The organism is Streptomyces sp. JB150 (assembly GCF_011193355.1).
GTDB lineage: Bacteria > Actinomycetota > Actinomycetes > Streptomycetales > Streptomycetaceae > Streptomyces.
Map to the genome: position 1 here is coordinate 1,386,637 of NZ_CP049780.1, position 14,373 is coordinate 1,401,009.

13 protein-coding genes are annotated in these 14,373 nt (G+C 71.6%); 4 read left to right on the plus strand and 9 right to left on the minus strand.

Annotated elements, in window-relative coordinates:
* Positions 1-4: 4 nt before the first annotated feature.
* Positions 5-1,264, minus strand: a complete 1,260-nt coding sequence (locus G7Z13_RS06610) for an MFS transporter (protein WP_165996942.1) — start codon at positions 1,262-1,264, stop codon at positions 5-7.
* A gap of 122 nt (positions 1,265-1,386) precedes the next feature.
* Between G7Z13_RS06610 and G7Z13_RS06615 the strand changes: the two genes are divergently transcribed.
* Positions 1,387-2,403: a LacI family DNA-binding transcriptional regulator gene (locus G7Z13_RS06615; protein WP_165996944.1), complete on the plus strand. Its 1,017-nt coding sequence runs from the start codon at positions 1,387-1,389 to the stop codon at positions 2,401-2,403.
* Between the two features lie 59 nt (positions 2,404-2,462).
* Here the strand turns inward: G7Z13_RS06615 and prcA are convergent, their stop codons facing one another.
* From prcA to arc, 5 genes are all read right to left on the minus strand, one after another.
* On the minus strand, positions 2,463-3,221 hold the full coding sequence (gene prcA / locus G7Z13_RS06620) for a proteasome subunit alpha (RefSeq protein WP_165996946.1): 759 nt from the start codon (positions 3,219-3,221) through the stop codon (positions 2,463-2,465).
* Between the two features lie 58 nt (positions 3,222-3,279).
* Positions 3,280-4,125 carry a proteasome subunit beta gene (prcB, locus tag G7Z13_RS06625; protein WP_165996948.1) on the minus strand — a complete coding sequence of 282 codons (846 nt, stop codon included), beginning with the start codon at positions 4,123-4,125 and terminating at the stop codon, positions 3,280-3,282.
* A gap of 253 nt (positions 4,126-4,378) precedes the next feature.
* Complete coding sequence (locus G7Z13_RS06630; protein ID WP_062154959.1) at positions 4,379-4,597, minus strand: ubiquitin-like protein Pup; 219 nt, start codon at positions 4,595-4,597, stop codon at positions 4,379-4,381.
* Between the two features lie 169 nt (positions 4,598-4,766).
* On the minus strand, positions 4,767-6,278 hold the full coding sequence (dop, locus tag G7Z13_RS06635) for a depupylase/deamidase Dop (protein WP_346767987.1): 1,512 nt from the start codon (positions 6,276-6,278) through the stop codon (positions 4,767-4,769).
* Positions 6,279-6,522: 244 nt separating this feature from the next.
* Positions 6,523-8,289, minus strand: a complete 1,767-nt coding sequence (gene arc, locus G7Z13_RS06640; RefSeq protein ID WP_165996950.1) for a proteasome ATPase — start codon at positions 8,287-8,289, stop codon at positions 6,523-6,525.
* Positions 8,290-8,534: 245 nt separating this feature from the next.
* On the opposite strand from arc, the gene G7Z13_RS06650 reads away from it, so the two are divergent.
* Entirely contained in the window at positions 8,535-8,840 is a 306-nt protein-coding gene (locus G7Z13_RS06650; RefSeq protein WP_165996954.1) for a ferredoxin, read from the plus strand.
* Between the two features lie 58 nt (positions 8,841-8,898).
* Here the strand turns inward: G7Z13_RS06650 and G7Z13_RS06655 are convergent, their stop codons facing one another.
* The 3 genes from G7Z13_RS06655 to G7Z13_RS06665 form a co-directional block, all read right to left on the minus strand.
* Positions 8,899-9,474 (minus strand): hypothetical protein, encoded by a 576-nt coding sequence (locus tag G7Z13_RS06655; RefSeq protein ID WP_165996956.1) that lies wholly within the window; start codon positions 9,472-9,474, stop codon positions 8,899-8,901.
* Positions 9,475-9,757: 283 nt separating this feature from the next.
* The gene (locus tag G7Z13_RS06660) at positions 9,758-10,660 is read right to left on the minus strand and encodes a tRNA (adenine-N1)-methyltransferase (RefSeq protein WP_165996958.1); all 903 of its coding nucleotides are present in this window, start codon (positions 10,658-10,660) and stop codon (positions 9,758-9,760) included.
* An 80-nt stretch (positions 10,661-10,740) separates the two neighbouring features.
* Positions 10,741-12,534, minus strand: coding sequence for a site-2 protease family protein (locus tag G7Z13_RS06665; protein WP_165996960.1), 1,794 nt, complete (start codon positions 12,532-12,534; stop codon positions 10,741-10,743).
* A 176-nt stretch (positions 12,535-12,710) separates the two neighbouring features.
* On the opposite strand from G7Z13_RS06665, the gene G7Z13_RS06670 reads away from it, so the two are divergent.
* A complete protein-coding gene (locus G7Z13_RS06670; protein WP_165996961.1) occupies positions 12,711-13,640 on the plus strand; it encodes a RecB family exonuclease in 930 nt (309 codons plus the stop codon).
* A 46-nt stretch (positions 13,641-13,686) separates the two neighbouring features.
* The gene (locus tag G7Z13_RS06675; RefSeq protein ID WP_165996964.1) at positions 13,687-14,358 is read left to right on the plus strand and encodes a response regulator transcription factor; all 672 of its coding nucleotides are present in this window, start codon (positions 13,687-13,689) and stop codon (positions 14,356-14,358) included.
* Positions 14,359-14,373 lie beyond the last annotated feature (15 nt).

Genomic DNA, 14,373 nt, shown 5'->3' on the forward strand with positions numbered 1-14,373 from the left:
AACATTACGCCCGATCCCCTGAACTGAAACGGGGTTCGACGGCACGATTTGGATCATTTTCCGATGAAGACGCAACGACCGCGGTCCGCGCGGGAGCTGCGAGTACCCTCCCGGTGGCCAGCAGGACCAGCAGGGACGCCCCGCCGGCGGCGCCCGGCACCGCGAATCCCCACAGCGTCCCGCCCCACTCGATGACCGGCCCCGCCAGGCCCGTTCCGACCGAGGCACCCACGGTGAACGTGGTGACCAGCCAGGAGAACGCCTCGGTGACCGTGCCGGCCGGCGCGTGCCGGTCCACGATGACGAACGCGCAGGCGATGGCGGGTGCCAGGAAGACTCCGGAGAGCGCGGCGAGCGCCGTCATGGCGACCGGGCCGGGCATCAGCATCAGCGGCAGATAACAGACCGCCAGCAGACCCACGAGGACACGCAGCCGCCGCTCCGGAGAACCGCCCCAGCGCCGCGCCCCGTACACCGAGCCGCCGGCCAGCGCGCCGAGCCCCAGGGCCGCCATCAGCCAGCCGTAGACCGCGTCGCCGCCGTGGTCGTCGGCGTACGACACCGCCGCGACCGTGATCGAGCCGAGCGCCACGCCGACGAACAGGAACGCGACCAGCAGGGCGATCAGGCCGGGTGAGCGCAGGGCGCCGAGCCAGTGGGCCTCGCGCGGAGCCGACCGCCACGCGCGCGAGGGCGGCGACACGACCACGGAGAGGGCGCCGAGGACACCGACCACGTTGAGCACCAGCAGCGCGGCCCGCTCGGACCACAGGGAGGTGCACAGGGTGACCAGGAGCGGGCCGACGGTGAACATGACCTCCTGGGCCACGGCGTCCATCGCGTAGGCGGTGTGGACCTGGTCCTCCTTGCGCAGGACGGACGGCCACAGCGCGCGCAGGCCGCCTTCCAGCGGCGGGGTGAACAGGCCGGCCGCGGCCACCGCGGCGTAGGACAGGGCGGCGGGCTCGGTGCCGGCGAACGCGAAGACGGCCATGGCCAGGGCCGACAGCACCGCGGCGGGCAGCTGGACCCGCGGCTGGCCGCGCAGGTCCACCAGGCGGCCGAGCAGCGGCTGGCCGACCGCGTTGGCGACGCCGTACACGGCGGCCAGCGCGCCGGCCAGGCTGTACGAGCCGCCCTCCGCGCGGACGAACAGCACGATCGCGATCGGGGCGGTGGCGTTCGGCAGCCGCCCCACCAGGGTGCCCGTCAGCAGACGGGCGGCGTGTTTCGCCCTGAGGATCTCCAGGTATCCCGCGGCCATGTCCCCCGCCTTCCGGCTCATCGAGGTTTTACGTATAACGTCGTCCGTCATACGTACCATGTGCGCTGTTCGCACGTCCAGGCCGAGCCCGGGCGCGACCCCCACGAAGGAGCAGCCCGACGGTGGCACGAGCCAGCACCCGCCCCACGAGCCGCGACGTCGCCGAGGCCGCCGGAGTCTCGCAGGCCGCCGTGTCGCTCGTGCTGGGCGACAAATGGCGCGGCCGGGTCTCCGAGGCGACCGCCGAGCGGGTCCGCCGGGCCGCGCGGGACCTGGGCTACCGGCCCAACCTGGCCGCCCGCAACCTGCGCCTCGGCCACACCCGCACGGTGCTGCTGGTGGTCCCCGCCCTGACCACCGAGTTCTTCGCCGGCGTCTACACCGGCGCCGCCCGCGTCGCCGCCACCCACGGCTTCGGCGTCGTGCTCTACCCCTCCCCCGAGGGCATCGGCCCCGCCCGCGACCCCTTCGCCTCCGCGCAGGCCGCCCTGGACGGCGTCATCGCCTCCTCCATGGCCGCCGACGCCCTCACCGCCATCCGCGGCGACCAGCTGCCCCTCGTCATGCTCGACAGCGACCCCGAGGGGAGCCTCGGCGCGGCCACCGTCAACCTCGACATCGCCGACGGCGTGCGCCAGGTCGCCGAGCACCTCCTCGGCCTCGGCCACCGCCGCTTCCTGCACCTCGCCGCCGACGTCCCCTCCTGGACCTTCGAGATCCGGGCCCGGGAGCTCGCCGCGCGGACCGGCGCGGTCCGCGGCACCACCGTGCGCACCGCGCCCGCGCCGATCTCCATCGACGGCGCCCGCGCCGCCGCCGAGGCCGCGCTCACCGCGCCCGGCCCGCGCCCCACCGCCATCGTCTGCGACGACGACAAACTCGCCGCCGGCGCCTACAAGGCCGTCCGCCGCCTCGGCCTGCGCGTTCCCGACGACATCTCCGTCACCGGCCTGGACGACCTGGCCCTGGCCACCGCCATCGACCCGGAGCTGACCACCGTCCGGCTCGACGCCGAGCTGTTCGGCGAGCGCGGCATGCAGGCCCTTCTGGCGGTCCTGGAGGGCCGTACACCGGCGCGGGGGGACATCCCGGTGGAACTGGTCGTCCGGGGCTCCACAGCGCCTCCCGCGGCCTCCTGAACGCGCGACGCCCCGGTCCTTGACGGACCGGGGCGCCGGCGTTCACGCGCGGGCGGAGGTCACTCCTCCCCGGCGGACTCCGAGGACTCCGACGACGCGCTTTCCGTCCCGGCGGACGTGCCCTCGGCCAGCAGACGGGAGAGCTGCCCGCCGGTGATCCGCTTGAACTTCCGCTTCTGCGGACGCGTGCGGTCCAGCACCGCGACCTCCAGGCGCTCGGCGGGGATCTCCCGCTGCGACCCGTTCGACTCGCGGGACAGCGCCTGGACGGCCAGCTTCAGCGCCTCGGCCAGGCTCATGCCGTCCCGGTGGCGCTGGTCCAGGTAGGTGCTGATCAGCTCGGCGTTGCCGCCGACCGCGACCGAGCCGTGCTCGTCCACGATCGAGCCGTCGTGCGGCAGCCGGTAGATCTGGTCGCCCTCCGGCGTCTCGCCGACCTCGGCGACGACCAGCTCCACCTCGTACGGCTTCTCGCCGGCGCTGGAGAAGATCGTGCCCAGCGTCTGCGCGTAGACGTTGGCGAGGCCGCGGGCGGTCACGTCCTCCCGGTCGTAGGTGTAGCCGCGCAGGTCGGCGTAGCGGACACCGCCGATGCGCAGGTTCTCGTACTCGTTGTACTTGCCGGCGGCGGCGAAGCCGATCCGGTCGTAGATCTCGCTGAACTTGTGCAGTGCGCGGGACGGGTTCTCGCCGACGAACACGATGCCGTCGGCGTACTGCAGCACGACCAGGCTCCGGCCGCGCGCGATGCCCTTGCGGGCGTACTCGGCCCGGTCGGCCATGGCCTGCTGAGGAGAGACATAGAACGGCGTCGACACCGGTTATCCGTCCCTTTCTGTGGAAGTCACTGGATCACCCGACAACAAGAGCCCGCGGTCAGAGCAGGGCGGCCCGCGGGCCGTCCGGCTGCTCCAGACGCCGCTCCAGCACGGCCCGGGCGATCTGCGAGGACTCGTCCTCGGTGAGCCGGCGGAAGCCGTCCTCGGTGATCACGGTGACGATCGGGTAGATCCGGCGGGCGACATCGGGACCGCCGGTCGCCGAGTCGTCGTCTGCCGCGTCGTACAGGGCCTGGACCACCAGGGTGGTGGCCTCGTCCTCGGTCAGGTCGTCACGGAAGAGCTTCTTCATGGCGCCCCGCGCGAAGATCGAGCCGGAGCCGGTGGCGGCGTACCCGTGCTCCTCGGAGCGGCCGCCCGTCACGTCGTAGGAGAAGATGCGGCCCTTGGCGCGGTCCAGGTCGTAACCGGCGAAGAGCGGCACCACGGCCAGGCCCTGCATGGCCATGCCGAGGTTGGACCGGATCATCGTCGACAGCCGGTTCGCCTTGCCCTCCAAGGAGAGCTGCGCCCCTTCGACCTTCTCGAAGTGTTCGAGCTCCAGCTGGAACAGCTTGACCATCTCGACGGCCAGACCGGCGGTGCCGGCGATGCCGACGGCCGAGTACTCGTCCGCCGGGAAGACCTTCTCGATGTCCCGCTGCGCGATCACGTTGCCCATCGTGGCCCGGCGGTCACCGGCGAGCACCACGCCGCCGGGGAACGTCACGGCCACGATGGTCGTCCCGTGCGGGGCCTCGACCACGCCCTGCGTGGGCGGGAGTTGCCGGTTGCCGGGCAGCAGCTCCGGCTGGTGCTCCGACAGGAAGTCCATGAACGAAGAAGATCCAGGCGTCAGGAAGGCAGCTGGTAGACGCCCGGTGCTACGAGTGTTGGCTTCCACGCGTTTCCTTCCGATTAGTCAACAGGCCGAGGCCGGAATTGCAGTTGAAGCACAGTACGACGGACCCTACCCGTCTTGTGGCGGTGATCCACATGCGGTGGCGGAAGCCGGTGGGCGAAGACAGCGCGGCGCCGGTAACGCGCGGCACCGGACTCGGCCGCGCGCTCCCGGCACCGCACCGGTGCTCCGCTTTCCCGGGCGCCCCTCGCCCTCTCCCTGCCTTCGGTTCGAAGGCGGGTGAGGCAGGACGCCTTTACTGGCCACCCTTCTGAACGAAGGAGCGCACGAAGTCCTCGGCGTTCTCCTCGAGCACGTCGTCGATCTCGTCCAGGACGGAGTCCACGTCGTCGCTGAGCTTCTCGTGCCGCTCCTTGAGGTCCTCGGACGCCTGCGCCTCCGCCGCCTGCTCCTCGACCTCCTCGGTGGACCGGGTGGCCTTCTGCTGTCCGCCGCCGGTGTCCTTGGTCGCCATCACCCTCACCCCGCTCGGTTCGCCCGACACAGTTGCTGGTTCAAGATCAGACCCTACTCGCCGGGTCTGACAATGGCCCCGCAGTTTCTCCAACGTACGGGGCCCGTATCGATGATTCCCGGAGCCGGTGTTTTCCACCCTGCCCGGCCGGCTCCTCCCGGGTACCCGCTCAGCCGCCGGAGAGCACCCTGACCAGGTCCTCGGCGGTGCGGCAGCGGTCCAGGAGCTCCTTGACGTGATTACGCGTTCCGCGAAGCGGTTCCAGGGTTGGGACGCGCTGCAGGGAGTCCCGGCCCGGGAGGTCGAAGATCACGGAGTCCCAGGAGGCCGCGGCGACGTCGTCGGCGTACTGCTCCAGGCAGCGGCCGCGGAAGTAGGCGCGGGTGTCCTCCGGCGGCTTCTGCTTGGCCCGCTCGACGTCGGCCTCGTCCAGGAGCCGCTTCATCCGTCCCCGGGCCACCAGACGGTTGTAGAGGCCCTTCTCGGGGCGTACGTCGGCGTACTGGAGGTCGACGAGGTGAAGCCGCGCGGCGTCCCAGTCAAGGTCGTCGCGGCGGCGGTAGCCCTCCATGAGCTCCCGCTTGGCGACCCAGTCCAGCTCGCCGGCCAGGCTCATGGGGTCGTTCTCCAGGCGGGTGAGCACGTCCTCCCAGCGCGCGAGCACGTCCTTGGTCTGCTCGTCGGCGTCTTCCCCGAAGCGTTCCTCCACGTACTTGCGGGACAGCTCGTAGTACTCCATCTGCAGCTGGACCGCGGTGAGTGTCCGGCCGCTGCGCAGCGTGACCAGGCGCTTGAGGGACGGGTCGTGCGAGACCTGGTGGAGGGTGCGGACGGGCTGGTCCACGGCGAGGTCGACGGCGATGAAGCCGTCCTCGATCATGGACAGGACCAGGGCCGTCGTGCCCAGCTTGAGGTAGGTCGAGATCTCGGACAGGTTCGCGTCGCCGATGATCACGTGCAGCCGGCGGTACTTCTCGGCGTCCGCGTGGGGCTCGTCGCGGGTGTTGATGATGGGGCGCTTCAGGGTGGTCTCCAGGCCGACCTCGACCTCGAAGTAGTCCGCGCGCTGGCTGAGCTGGAAGCCGTGTTCGTGGCCGTCCTGGCCGATGCCGACGCGGCCGGCGCCCGCGAAGACCTGCCGGGAGACGAAGAAGGGCGTCAGGTGGCGCACGATGTCCGAGAAGGGGGTCTCTCGCTTCATCAGGTAGTTCTCGTGCGTGCCGTAGGAGGCGCCCTTGTTGTCGGTGTTGTTCTTGTAGAGGTGGATCGGCTGGGCACCGGGGAGCTGGGCCGCCCGCTCGGCGGCCTCGGCCATGATCCGCTCGCCGGCCTTGTCCCAGAGGACGGCGTCCCGCGGGTTGGTGACCTCCGGGGCGCTGTACTCGGGGTGCGCGTGGTCGACGTAGAGCCGTGCGCCGTTGGTGAGGATGACGTTGGCCAGACCGATGTCCTCGTCGGTGAGCTGGCTGGAGTCGGCGGCCTCGCGGGCGAGGTCGAAGCCCCGTGCGTCCCGCAGCGGATTCTCCTCCTCGAAGTCCCAGCGGGCCCGGCGGGCCCGGTGCATCGCCGCCGCGTAGGCGTTGACGATCTGGGATGAGGTGAGCATGGCATTGGCGTTGGGGTGGCCGGGGACGGAGATCCCATATTCCGTCTCGATGCCCATTACTCGCCGTACGGTCATGCGGCCCTCCTTGCCCGGCGGAGTCCTCGGTCGTGGGCCCCGCGCAGATACCGCTTGCGCTCGGTCGCGTGTGCGGTGCCCGTCCCCGCACTGCGCGACGCGGCGGTACGGAAGAGCCTAGAACGCCTTTGCGCTGGTGGGGAGATCATTTGCGTCATTGCCTCGCGCGCCCTCGTCCCGGGCGTCGCCGGAAAAAGAGTCGGCTGCGGGTACCCGGAGAGGGCACCCGCAGCCGCCCTGCGTTTTACAGGTACTGACCGGTGTTCGCCACCGTGTCGATGGAGCGTCCGGTGTCCGCGCCCTGCTTTCCGGTGATCAGAGTGCGGATGTAGACGATCCGCTCGCCCTTCTTTCCGGAGATCCGGGCCCAGTCGTCCGGGTTGGTGGTGTTGGGCAGGTCCTCGTTCTCCTTGAACTCGTCCACGCACGCCTGGAGGAGGTGGGAGACTCGAAGGCCCTTCTGGTTGTGCTCGAGGAAGTCCTTGATCGCCATCTTCTTGGCGCGGCCCACGATGTTCTCGATCATGGCGCCGGAATTGAAGTCCTTGAAGTACAGGACTTCCTTGTCACCATTGGCGTAGGTCACCTCGAGGAAGCGGTTCTCCTCGGATTCCGCGTACATGTGCTCCACGGCCGTCTGGATCATGGCCTGGACGCACGCGCCCTTGTCGCCGCCGTGCTCGGCGAGGTCGTCCGCGTGCAGCGGAAGGCGCTCGGTGAGGTACTTGCCGAAGATGTCCTTGGCCGCCTCGGCGTCCGGACGCTCGATCTTGATCTTGACGTCGAGCCGGCCGGGACGCAGGATCGCGGGGTCGATCATGTCCTCGCGGTTCGAGGCGCCGATCACGACCACGTTCTGCAGGCCCTCCACGCCGTCGATCTCGGCGAGCAGCTGCGGGACGATGGTGTTCTCCACGTCCGAGCTGACACCGGAGCCACGGGTGCGGAAGAGGGACTCCATCTCGTCGAAGAAGACGATGACGGGCGTGCCCTCGCTGGCCTTCTCACGGGCCCGCTGGAAGACCAGGCGGATCTGCCGCTCGGTCTCGCCGACGTACTTGTTCAGCAGCTCGGGGCCCTTGATGTTCAGGAAGAAGCTCTTGCCCGCCGCCTGGCCGGTCACTTCCGCGACCTTCTTGGCCAGTGAGTTGGCGACGGCCTTGGCGATGAGTGTCTTGCCGCAGCCGGGGGGCCCGTACAGCAGGACGCCCTTGGGCGGCCGCAGTTCGTGCTCCTTGAACAGGTCCGGGTACAGGTACGGAAGCTCGACCGCGTCGCGGATGGCCTCGATCTGGTTGCCGAGGCCGCCGATCTGGTCGTAACCGATGTCGGGGACCTCTTCGAGGACGAGTTCCTCGACCTCGCTCTTGGGCACGACCTCGTAGACGTAGCCGGAGCGGGGTTCGAGGAGCAGGGCGTCGCCGGGGCGGATGGTGACGTCCAGCAGCGGCTCGGCGAGCCGCACCACCCGCTCCTCGTCGGTGTGCCCGAGCACCAGGGCCCGCTCGCCGTCCTCCAGGATCTCCTTGAGGGTGACGATGTCACCGACGCGCTCGAACTCCATGGCCTCGACCACGTTGAGCGCCTCGTTGAGCATGACTTCCTGGCCGCGCCGCAGCTCGTCGAGCTCGACGCTGGGGCTGACGTTCACCCGGAGCTTGCGGCCCCCGGTGAAGATGTCGGCCGTGCCGTCCTCGTTCGCCGCGAGGAAGACACCGAAGCCGGCCGGCGGCTGCGCGAGCCGGTCGACCTCTTCCTTGAGGGCCACGATCTGGTCGCGGGCCTCACGGAGTGTGTTCGCGAGTCGTTCGTTCTGGGCGGACACGCCGGCCAGGTTGGTCTGCAGCTCGACGATCCGCTCTTCGAGAATCCTCGTGTGTCGCGGAGAGTCGGCGAGCTTGCGTCGCAGGACGGCGATCTCCTGCTCAAGGTAGGCGATCTGCCCGGCCGGGTCGTCGGACCCGCGTCCCGGGCGGATGCCGCGGTTCATGTCGTCGTCGTGGGCTGCCACGGTCCTCACCTCCTCCAAGGGGAGCTGGACGCTTCCAGACCCTACCTGGGTGGGTGTCGATTGAAACCCCTAGATCACAAAGACGGTCGGGGTGTGTCCGATCTTCACCCTTGCGCTCTCCCTCACGCCAGGGGAATACCCACCGAACGGGATTGGAAAGCGGCCAGAGGTAGGGTCGAAGTGTTCAACACCCGCCAGAGCTGGCCGGATTCCCGTATGGCTCGGCGTAGAAAAGGGCAGGAGAGATGACCGTGCAGCAGGAGGCCGGAGTCGGCGGCGAGGCGCTGGAGGTCTGGATCGATCAGGATCTCTGTACCGGCGACGGCATCTGCGCGCAGTACGCGCCGGAGGTGTTCGAGCTGGACATCGACGGTCTGGCCTATGTGAAGGGCCCCGGCGACGAGCTGCTTCAGGCACCGGGAGCGACAACCCCCGTGCCGCTGCCGCTCCTCACGGACGTGATCGACTCCGCGAAGGAGTGTCCCGGCGAGTGCATCCACGTACGTCGGGTTTCGGACAAGGTAGAGATGTACGGCCCGGACGCAGAGTGACCAGAACTGTACGGCTGGTTACTACTGTCTGATTTCTCACACCGCGCGGCGACATCCGTCACACACTGCGCGCGCCGGCGGGTGACGAGCGCACGAACGAGCCGTTCTCCCACCGCCACTTCGCGTGGTCCTCGGTGTCCGGGCAGCAGGTGGGCACGTCGGCGGACGAGTAGCCGAGCAAGGTGGCGGTCACGGCGCCGTCACGGACGGCGAAGTCCTCGACCGTGTAGCGGTCCTTGGGGTCGACCAGGGTGGCCACCAGCCGCACGGGGGCGTCGTCGGCTGAGCGCGTGAGCACGTAGACGCCGTCGGGCGGGGTGCTGATGCCCGCGTCGCAGTGCACGACGGCGACCGTCTCCGGCCTTCCGTCGCCGTCGAGGTCCCCGGCCGCCTCGCGCTCCACCACGGCCTTGACGGGGCCGCATTCGAGGGGGAAGTCCACGCCGTCCGTCGCGGGCGCGGCGGCCGCGGGCGCGGACTGGGGCCCCTGGCCCGGCTCCTGGGCGGCGGTGGCCGCGCCCGGCTGGAGGAGCGCGGAGAGGGCGACGACGCCGGCGAGCGCGGTGGCGGTGGCCAGCCAGTGGATGGGACGGGCGCGCGTGTGGGCCAGTTCCGGGACCGCGGGATGCTGCACGAGGAGTGTCTCCTGTGAGGGCTGTGCCGGTGGGGGTGGCCAGCATGGTGCCACACGTCACAGGGCGGGGGAACGGCGGGGTGAGGGGTGTTGCCGGCCGGGTGAGCGCCGGGGGCCGGCCGTGGGGCGGGCGGGGGCGGTGGAGCGTCAACGGCGCGGCGCCGTGGACGGGTTCCGCGCGGGGTGCGGGAACTCGTCCACGGCGCCGGGACGTTGAAGGCGGCACGGGAGACGACGCCGCCCCGGCCCGCGAGGCCTCGGCGGCGGCGCGCGGCCGGGCCGGCTAGCGGCCCATGCCTCCGTCGGCGTTGGGGCCCGTGTAGTCCTCGCCGTAGGCGCCCTTGGCGGGGCGGCGGCGGCGCATGGGCGGCTCGACGCCGTCCGCGAGGCGGCGGGCGGTGAGGAGGAAGCCGGTGTGGCCGATCATCCGGTGGTCCGGGCGGACGGCCAGGCCCTCGATGTGCCAGTTGCGGATCATCGTCTCCCAGGCGGTCGGCTCGTTGAAGCAGCCGATCTCGCGGATGGACTCGACGGTCCGGGCGAGCTGGGTGGTGGTCGCGACGTAGCAGCACAGGATGCCGCCGGGCACGAGCGCCTTGGAGACGGCCTCCAGGCACTCCCAGGGGGCGAGCATGTCGAGGATGACGCGGTCGACGTCGGTGTCCGACAGGTTGTCCTGCAGGTCGCCGACGGTGAGCTGCCAGGCCGGGTGCGGGCCGCCGAAGTAGCGCTCCACGTTCTGCCTGGCGATCTCCGCGAAGTCCTCGCGCCGCTCGTAGGAGTGCAGCATGCCCTGGTCGCCGATGGCCCGCAGCAGGAAGCTGCTGAGCGAGCCGGAGCCGACGCCGGCCTCCACGACGCGGGCGCCGGGGAAGATGTCGGCGAAGGCGAGGATCTGCCCCGCGTCCTTGGGGTAGACGACGGCTGCCCCGCGGGGCATGGACAGGACGTAGTCGGGGAGCAGGGGGCGCAGCGCGAGATAGGCGACGTTCCCCGTCGTACGGACAACGCTGCCCTCGGGAGCGCCGATCAGTTCGTCGTGCGGGAAGGAACCCTTGTGGGTGTGGAAGTTCTTCCCGGCCTCGAGCGTGAACGTGTAGTGGCGGCCCTTGGGGTCGGTCAGCTGTACCTGGTCCCCGACCTTGAAGGGCCCGCGGCGGCGGGCGGCACCGGTCGGTTCGGACATGTGAACAGCCTACCGGGCTTTGCCGGGGCGGCCGACCACGGCCCGGGCCGCCCGGCCGGTCGGCTGGGCGGCTGGGCGGGTCAGCTGGGCCGGGCCATGGCCTTGACGAAGGCGCGTTCCACGTCGGCGGCGGACAGCACGCCGTAGATCTCGCCGGTCTCCTCGACGACCAGGTACTCCGTGGCGGGGTGGGCGCGCAGGGCGTCCAGCAGCTCCTCGCCGGCCAGCTCGGCCAGGACCCGCATCCCGTCGGTGAGCTCCTGGGCCAGGCCGCTGACGGAGACCCAGGGGCGGCGGTGCTCGGGGACGCCGACGATGGCGGCCTCGCGGACGATCGACAGCGGGCTGCCGTCGGCGTCGACCACCACCAGGGCGCGGGCGCCGGCGGCGTTGGCGCGGCGCAGGGCCTCGGAGAGCGGGGTGTCGCCCGGGACCGGGACCGCGCGGCGGGTGAGGGCGCGGGCGCGCAGCTCGGGGAGGTGTTCGCGCAGCCGGGCCACGCGCAGGCTGTTGCCGGCGCCGGTCCAGATGATCGCGGCGAGGATCGCGGCGAGCAGGGCGTCCAGGACGGTGTCCATGCCGACGTTGTCCTCGGCGTCCGCGCCGAGCAGGCCGGACTGGGTGAGCAGCGGCAGGCCGATCAGGACGGACACGGCGAGGGCGCGGCCGACCCAGGCGGCGGCGATCGTGCCGCTCATGGGCTTGCCGGTGAGCTTCCAGACGACGGCGCGCAGCATCCGGCCGCCGTCCAGGGGCAGGCCCGGCAGCAGGTTGAAGACGGCGACGATGAGGTTGGAGATCATCAGACCGGCGAGCAGGACGCTCGGCACCGTGCCGGGCTCCACGGGCTGCATGGCGAGGTAGAAGACGCCGGCGAGGACGAGGGAGAGCAGCGGGCCGACGAAGGCCAGGACGAACTCCCGGCCGGGGGTCTCGGCTTCCTTCTCGATCTCGGATACGCCGCCGAAGAACTGGAGCTGGATGCGGCGCACCGGCAGCTTGAAGCGGAGGGCGGCGACCGTGTGGGCCAGCTCGTGGACGAGGACGGAGGCGTAGAAGGCGACCGCGAAGAACAGTGCCACCAGGTACCGGGCGCCGCCCAGCTCGGGCAGCATGTGGTCCAGCTGGCCGCCGAAGACCCAGGTGATGAGGGCGGCGACGAGGAACCAGCTGGGCGTGACGTACACGGGCACGCCGAAGGGGCGCCCCATCAGCAGTCCGCCGCCGGGCTCGGGGCGCCGCGGGGCGGGGCCCTTGGGGCCGGAGTGGGCGTGGGGGCGCTCGTGGCCGCCGGGGCGGGCGGCGTCGCCGGCGCCCGCGTCGGCGCCGGGGCGCTGGCCGGCGGGGGCGGCGCCGCGGGGCGGGGCCGGGGGTCGGCCTTGCTCGGCAGGGGGCTGCCCGGGAGAGGTGTGCGCTGCAGAGGGCTGCGCCGCAGAGGTCTGCCGTGGAGAGGGCTGCCCGAGGGTGGGCCGCTCGGCGGCGGGCCGCTGGGGCGCGGGGTGCTCGGGTGCGGACGGCGAGGGAGTGGGCCGCTCCGGGGCGAGCCGCTCGGGCGTGGGCCGCTCGGACGCGGGCTGGTCGGGTGCGGGCCCCTCCGGGGTGGGTCGATCGGTCATGGGTCGCTCGGGCGCGGGCTGCGAGGGGCCGGGGGTCTTGTCGAGGCCGGGCTTTCCGGCGGCGCCCGTCGCGGCGGCCGGGCTCGCGGTGTCGTCCCCGTGGGGGGCCGGTTCCGCGCGGGAGCCGGTGGTCCGGCTCGCCGCCCGGTCCTCGCGGACCGGCGCGTCGGGGGTGGGGTGGGGGGCCGGTGTCGCGTGGGGTCCGGTCGAGTCGTCGTTGCCCGACCGCGGCTGCCCGCTCCCGCCGCTCTCGTCCACGATGTCCCCTCGTTCGAAGCGTGTCCCGCACCTGCCGGGCGGAAGGTCTCGGGTCGATGGTATGCGGCCACGGGGGTGCGTTCCGCCCCGGCACCCCTTCTGTTTCCCCCGTCTCCGCCGGCGCACACGACCGTGGCGGAGGTCACTGTCAGTGGTGGGCCGTAAGGTCTGTGGACATGGAGACGAGCACCGAGGGCGTGACGGAGGCCCACAGCGACGGTACGGCGGAGCCCGCGCCCGCCGGCATGATCACGGCCGCGGCCGGGACGGCGGCGGACGCCGGTTCCGCCCCGGCCGTACCGCCCGCCTCCCTGTCCCCCTCCCGCGCCGGCGACTTCATGCAGTGCCCGCTGCTGTACCGGTTCCGGGTGATCGACCGGCTGCCGGAGAAGCCGAGCGAGGCGGCGACCAAGGGCACGCTGGTGCACGCGGTGCTGGAGCGGCTGTTCGACGCGCCCGCCGCGGAGCGCACCGCGCCGCGCGCCAAGTCGCTGATCCCGGCCCAGTGGGACCGGCTGCGCGAGTCCCGCCCCGAGCTGGCCGAGCTGTTCGCCGACGATCCCGGGGGCGAGCGGCTGGCGCGCTGGCTCGGTGAGGCGGAGCAGCTGGTGGAGCGCTGGTTCACGCTGGAGGACCCGAGCCGGCTGGAGCCGGCCGAGCGGGAGCTGTTCGTCGAGACGGAGCTGGAGTCGGGGCTCCGGCTGCGCGGCATCATCGACCGGGTCGACGTGGCGCCCACCGGCGAGGTCCGGATCGTCGACTACAAGACGGGCAAGGCGCCCCGGCCGGAGTACGCCGACAGCGCGCTGTTCCAGATGACGTTCTACGCCCTGGTGGTGTGGCGGCTGAAGAACGTGATCCCGCGCCGTCTCCAGCTCGTCTACCTCGGCAGCGGCGACGTGCTGACGTACGACCCGGTGCGGGCGGATCTGGAGCGGGTGGAGCGCAAGCTGCTCGCGCTGTGGGAGGCGATCCGGCGGGCGACCGAGACCGGGGACTGGCGGCCGCGCCCCACGAAGCTGTGCGGCTGGTGCGACCACCAGGCGCACTGCCCGGAGTTCGGCGGCACTCCCCCGCCCTACCCGCTGCCCACCCGCTCCCCGTGAGCCCGGCCGCGCAGGGCAGAATGGGGCGCGAGCGAAGGAGACTTACGTGGCCATCCGTGTCCTACTGGTCGACGACCAGCCGCTGCTGCGTACGGGCTTCCGGATGATCCTGGAGGCCGAGCAGGACATCGCGGTCGTCGGCGAGGCCGGGGACGGCCTCCAGGCACTCGACCAGGTGCGGGCCCTGCAGCCCGATGTGGTCCTGATGGACATCCGCATGCCGCGGATGGACGGTGTGGAGGCCACCCGGCAGATCACCGGCCCGGGGCGGGACGGCCCGGCCAAGGTGCTGGTGCTGACCACCTTCGACCTGGACGAGTACGTGGTGGAGGCCCTGCGGGCGGGGGCGAGCGGCTTCCTGCTGAAGGACGCGCCCGCGCACGAACTGGTGCAGGCGATCCGGGTGGTGGCCGCCGGTGAGGCCATGCTCGCGCCGAGCATCACCCGCCGGCTGCTCGACAAGTACGCCACCCATCTGCCTGCCGGTGACGAGCCGGTGCCGGACACGCTGAACACCCTCACCGACCGCGAGGTGGAGGTGCTGAAGCTGGTGGCGCGCGGTCTGTCGAACGCGGAGATCGCCGCGGACCTGTTCGTCAGCGAGACGACCGTGAAGACCCACGTCGGCCACGTCCTGACCAAACTGGGGCTGCGCGACCGGGTGCAGGCCGCGGTGTACGCGTACGAGAGCGGACTGGTGCGCCCCGGCGCGCAGTGAGACGGACGACGCCGA